General features: G+C 65.7%; 4 protein-coding genes and 1 pseudogene. 1 reads left to right on the top strand and 4 read right to left on the bottom strand.

The window, feature by feature from the left end; translation table 11 throughout:
• A pseudogene (locus tag JOZ00_RS20815) lies at window positions 1–1,136 on the bottom strand (glucose-6-phosphate dehydrogenase); the annotation flags it as partial.
• A 133-nt stretch (window positions 1,137–1,269) separates the two neighbouring features.
• Here JOZ00_RS20815 and JOZ00_RS20810 point away from each other — a divergent pair.
• Window positions 1,270–1,452 carry a hypothetical protein gene (locus tag JOZ00_RS20810; protein WP_293347338.1) on the top strand — a complete coding sequence of 61 codons (183 nt, stop codon included), beginning with the start codon at window positions 1,270–1,272 and terminating at the stop codon, window positions 1,450–1,452.
• Between the two features lie 15 nt (window positions 1,453–1,467).
• Here the strand turns inward: JOZ00_RS20810 and JOZ00_RS20805 are convergent, their stop codons facing one another.
• The 3 genes from JOZ00_RS20805 to JOZ00_RS20795 all read right to left on the bottom strand — a co-directional run.
• A complete protein-coding gene (locus JOZ00_RS20805; protein WP_366022378.1) occupies window positions 1,468–2,445 on the bottom strand; it encodes a hypothetical protein in 978 nt (325 codons plus the stop codon).
• A gap of 94 nt (window positions 2,446–2,539) precedes the next feature.
• Window positions 2,540–4,048, bottom strand: coding sequence for an FAD-dependent monooxygenase (locus tag JOZ00_RS20800; protein ID WP_293347332.1), 1,509 nt, complete (start codon window positions 4,046–4,048; stop codon window positions 2,540–2,542).
• Between the two features lie 114 nt (window positions 4,049–4,162).
• The coding region (locus JOZ00_RS20795) for a DUF3418 domain-containing protein (RefSeq protein ID WP_293347329.1) at window positions 4,163–5,438 on the bottom strand (1,276 nt) is incomplete at its 5' end.

Here is a 5,438-nt window from a genome sequence, read left to right as displayed (position 1 = left end):
GAGGTGATCGGGACCCTGGGTCCCCACCCCGACCCCGCCGGGAACATGCTGCGCGGCGCCTCTTTGAAAGCGATCGAGATGATGCGGATGCCCTCGGCCATCTTCTTGCCGGTGCGCAGATAGATCGGTACGCCGGCCCAGCGCCAGTTGTCGATGCCGACTTTCAGCGCGATGAACGTCTCTGTGTCGGAATCCTTCGCCACACCGTTTTCTGTGCGGTAGCCGCTGTATTGGCCGCGCACTACGTCCGAGGTCATGACCGGCAGCATCGACCGGAACACCTTATTCTTCTCTTCGCTGATGGCGTAGGGCTCGAGGGCGGTCGGCGGCTCCATCACCACGAACGCCATGACCTGGAACAGGTGGGTCACGACCATGTCCTTGTACGCGCCCGTGCTCTCGTAGAAGTTCGCGCGCTGATCCAGGCCCAGGGCCTCGGGGATGTCGATCTGGATGTGGTCGATGAAGTTGCGGTTCCAGATCGGCTCGAACAGGCCGTTGGCGAATCGGAACGCCAGGATGTTCTGCGCCGCCTCCTTACCCAGGAAGTGGTCGATGCGGAAGATCTGGGATTCCTCGAACGTCTCGTGCACGAAGTCGTTCAGTGCTACCGCGCTGGCCAGGTCCGTGCCGAATGGCTTTTCCATCACGACCCGGGAGCGGTCGACCAGATTGGCCTCGCGCAGCATGGTGATGACGTCGCGCGCCGCCTTGGGCGGCACCGACAGGTAGTGCAGCCGGCGAACGTTGGGCCCGAGTTCATGTTCGGCTTCGGCGACCGCGGCCGCGAGCGCCTGGGGTCCGGCACCCTGCGGGACATACCTGACGATTTTTGCGAAGTCGGCCCACTGCTCGGCCGAGAGCTTGTGGGTGCCGAAATCGTCGATAGCCGTCTTGGCCAGTTCCCGGAATTCGTCGTCGCTGAAGTCCTCCAGCGATGTAGCGACGATTTGGATATCGGGTGCAAGTTCGGACTGGTCGAGGTAAGCGAGGCCAGGGATCAGCTTGCGCTTGGCAAGGTCTCCCGTCGCACCGAAAAGAACGATGACGTGGGGGTCCAGGGGCTGCTCACCGTGGCGACGTGGTCGTGAGTCGGGTGCGGGGTAAGAGATTGTCTGCGGTTTTTTGGTGGCCACGCCTGCGATACTTCCACCGCGGCCGCGCTATGTCGCGTCGGTCACGATTGTCTTGGCAAACCCGCACCCTCACTCCTGCGATTAGCACTCGCGCGACGGGGTAAGGGATAGCGACGAGACCGTTGCCAAGCCAATGGAAAGCGATATGACCAAACCGGACAAAGATTCCCTGAGCCACGCTCAGGAGCTGGAAAACGTCGTCGACGAGCTCGAGGAAAAGGTCGCCGCCGACCGCGAGGCCGAGGACGTGCCCGGCAAGCCCAGCGAACGGGAAGATGCCGCCGTTCGGGGCTCGGGCGACGAGCCGCCGGATTAGGGCTGCGCGGCGCCGTTACTCCGTCGGCAACTCCACGGCGTGCGACTTCAGCGCGGCCAGCACCTCGGGCACCGGCCAGTCACTGGCGCGGTACCGGATCGGATTGAGCCCAGCGACCGGGAGGATCCCCACGAGTTCGACCACGGTGGAAAACGGAACGGTGAACGAGTCGGACACCTGCGACGGGTCGCCTACCAGGAAGGTCACGTAATCGGCCTGCGGGAGCTCCCATGGCAGGCCCTGCCCCCAGACCGCCGTGGTGCGCGCGCCCCACGGAGTCTCGATCACCTGCGCCGCACCGACGTATTGCGGAAACTGTTCACGCTCATAGTGATCCCGTAAAAACTCCGCTTGGTCATGATATTCGTTGGCCGCCAACAGGGTTCGTGCCCTGAGCCCCAAGAGGCGCAGAACGTGCGGCCCGGCCTGATCGAACGGCACGATCGCATTGCCCGAGATGGTGTAGCCCTGTGGCGAGATGGATTGATTGGCCTCGAGGTACATCTGCTCGGCGGCCTCGAACAGCCCGGGTGCGACGTCGGGGGCGTCGGTGCCGACCAACAGCGCCCCGTCACCGGGGAAGAACACCAGCGGCCGCGGACCACCGGCCACCGACAGGGAACTCAGCCAACCGGTGGCCAGGATCATCGAGTCGATGTAGGTGCTGCCGTCGGCGTCCTGCAGTAGGAACTGTTCACCGGGGGTGAATGTCTGCTGCTGCGCTGACAGGTTCTCTCGGGCCACCGCGAAGACCTGTTCGCCGGCAATGCCCCAGGCCTCGGTTTCGCGCGGTGTCACCATGGCCGGCGCGGTCGGCAGGTCGACCACGACCAGTTCGTTGACGAAGGGCAGGACCGGGCGGACCCAGGGCTGCGCCCCGCTGTTGACGAGGTCGTTGACGTAACTCTGTGGCCGCAGCACCGGCCGCAGCAGCGATTGCGCCTCGGCCCAGTTCATGGGCGGTGCGACCGACTCATCGGTTTCGATGTTCACGGTGAACGCTTCCTGCTTCTGATTGGCGAACACCGGACGTTACACGGTGCGCCAATGAATTCAAGTCACCCAAACGCGTGTCCTTTGAGCCTCGTCAGGCCGCGACGGGCGGCCCGCACCAAGCAATCAGCGAGTCGCGCAATGTTGGGTCGACGGGCTCTCCCACCCAGCCGACATGTCCGTCGGGCCGGATCAACACGGCTGCGGGTGGCGCGACCCTACCGATCGCCGGAAGCTCCCATTCGCCAACATATTTCGCGTCCACGACTCGCACTCGATCGCACCATCCGGTGATGTCGAAGGCGCCCGGCTCACCGAGGTTGAGCAGCGCCGGCCGCGCGTCATGCAGCAGCGTGAACGTCCGCACCGGACCATCGGCAGTGATTAAGTCCACATCGGGCATGCGCCGCCCCAGCAACGGGTGTCCTGGGCCGAAGTCATAGTGAATGTCCAAGCCGGACATCATCGCGCCAAACTCTTTGCGCGGCTGATCCATGGCCAAGAGGTCAGACATGGTGTCGCGCAAGGCTTTTGTGCGGTCGTCTTGGCGCAGGAGTGCCATCTGCGCTATCGAGTTGCGCAGCACGCGCGCCGCAACGGGGTGTCGTTCGGCGTGGTAGCTGTCGAGCAAAGTATCGGGCGAGGTCTTTTTGACCACCTGCGCCAGCTTCCATCCCAGGTTCACTGCGTCCTGCACCCCGGTGTTGAGACCCTGCCCACCAACCGGGTGGTGGACATGCGCGGCATCGCCGGCCAGCAGAATCCGCCGGTCACGGTAGGCCGCGGCAAGACGCGCGGCGTCGGTGAACCTGGAAATCCAAGCGGGACTGTGGATCCCGAAATCCGCCCCGTATACGGCGGCGACCGCCCGACGAAGATCGTGCAAGGTGGGTTCGCCTGCCGGCTCGAGCCGCTGCTCTGTGACCATGACGCGTAGCGACCGCCCGTCCCCCAACGTGGACAGCGAATGCACCCCCAGCGCGTCATGGCGGATGCCCATGCTCGGTGTTTGCCCGGCGGCCATTTCGACTTCGGCGATCAGATAACTCGTCGTCGGATCCCACCCCGGGAAGTCGATGCCCGCCGCCTTGCGGATCACGCTGCGTCCGCCATCGCACCCGACGACATATTCCCCGCGCAGGGGCTCATCGTCGCCCAGCTCCACATCGACGCCGAGGTCGTCCTGGGCGACGCCCGTCACCGCACGTCCGCGGTATAAGCGGACCCCCAATTCGGTAATCCAGTCAGCGAGGATGCGCTCGATTTCGTTCTGCCACAGTGCCAGCCCGTAGGGGTGCCGTGAGGGAAAGTCGCTGATATTTAACCGAATCTGGGCGAAGCCCGCGACTTGGGCAATGTCTCCACGGGACAGGAAGCGTTCGGCGATTCCGCGCTGATCGAGAACCTCGATGGTGCGTGCGTGGAGACCACCCGCGCGCGCACCGATCAGGGTTTGGCCGGCACGCCGCTCGACAATCGCGACGTCGATTCCCGCCAATGCCAATTCGCCCGCCAACATCAGTCCTGTCGGGCCTCCGCCGGCGATGATTACCCCGTGGTCTATGTCTCGACCCGGCCCGCCAGGCGCCTGCACTACGTCCATTTGCCAACCCCGATCTCTGCCAATTGTGGCTTAGGCCAGCGATTGTGCGGCATGACCCGGGGCTTGCGGCAAGCCCCCGGGTGCGCTATAGGTTGAGAGTGGGAGGGGAATCTTTCAGGAGCCTGTGAACAGGGCGTCGATCGCACGGTGGATGCGCTGCTCGCTGACCGGACGCGGTGTGCCGAGCTGCTGAGCCCACAGGCTCACGCGTAATTCCTCTATCTGCCAACCGATCTCGCGGACGTCGGCGGCCGCCCTTCGCGCCGGCGGCAGCGCGCGCACCAACTCCTCGTAGGCATCCTGCACGGCGTGCACGCGCAGCATGCGCTCCCGGTCGGCTTGGATCGTGTGGGGCAGTCGCTCGAGTCGCCGGTGAATCGCCGTCAAGTAGCGAGCGAGGTCGCCCAGATGTGCCTGTCCGGCGGCGGTGACGAAGCCGGGCGGCAAGAGTCGGTCCAGCTGGGCGCGGACGTCGGCGATCGCGCCGGCCTGCGCGGACGGCGGGTGGGCCGGCAGCAGAAGTTGCACCTGCTGCGCGGCCGCCAACACTTGCTCGACACGGTCCACCACGTCCAGCGTCGTCGGCACCAGGGCCGCTGCCACCCGCTTGCGCAACTCTGTAAACGCGTCGCGGGTCCACACCGGCTCGGCTATTAGCACGTCGGCCGCGGCGTCGGCGCAGTCGTCGAGCAATGCGGACAGCAATCCGTCCGGGTTGGTGCCGAGCGTCAGCCGCGTTCGGGTATCCAGTTGCCGCTCGATCGTTTTGACCGGTGTGGTGATACTCAGGCGGACCAGCCGCCGGGTGCCGGGCCCCATCACGCTGTGTTGTTCGGCCGGGGCCGCGTACACGCGAAGGTCGACGGCGGAGCCCGCGTCGACGAAGGCGGGAAACCCGCGCACGGTGCGTCCCTCGACGGTGCGCTCGACCACTCGGGGTAGCTCATCGAGATCGTCGGGCCAGGCGCGCAAGCCCGTTCGTTCCAGGTCACCGGCCACAGCGTGCGCCACCGCCTGCCGGGTCGACGTCGTCAGCCGCTGCTGCAGGGCGGTCAGGTCTTTGCCGCGGGCGACCTCGCCTTCGGCGGATTCGACGGCGAACGTCACGCGCAGATGTGTCGGCAGCTTGTCCAGGTCGAAAGCGTCGATGGGTACGAGAATGCCGGTGCGACGCCGTAACTCGCGCTGCAGCGCGTCCAGCAGCGGCTCCTTGGCGGGGTCGATCGAGCCCAGCACAGCGCGCGCGGTGTCGGGAGCGGGAACGAAGTTGCGGCGCAGGTCTTTCGGCAGCGAGCGGATGAGCGCGGTCACCAACTCCTCACGCAGCGCCGGCACCTGCCAGGCGAACTCGTCGCCGCCCAAGCGGGCAAGCACGTCGATCGGAATGTGC

The organism is Mycobacterium sp. (assembly GCF_019243155.1).
Classification (GTDB): domain Bacteria; phylum Actinomycetota; class Actinomycetes; order Mycobacteriales; family Mycobacteriaceae; genus Mycobacterium.
The sequence above is the reverse complement of the archived record's forward strand: the minus strand, read 5'-3'. Positions and strand labels throughout refer to the sequence as shown.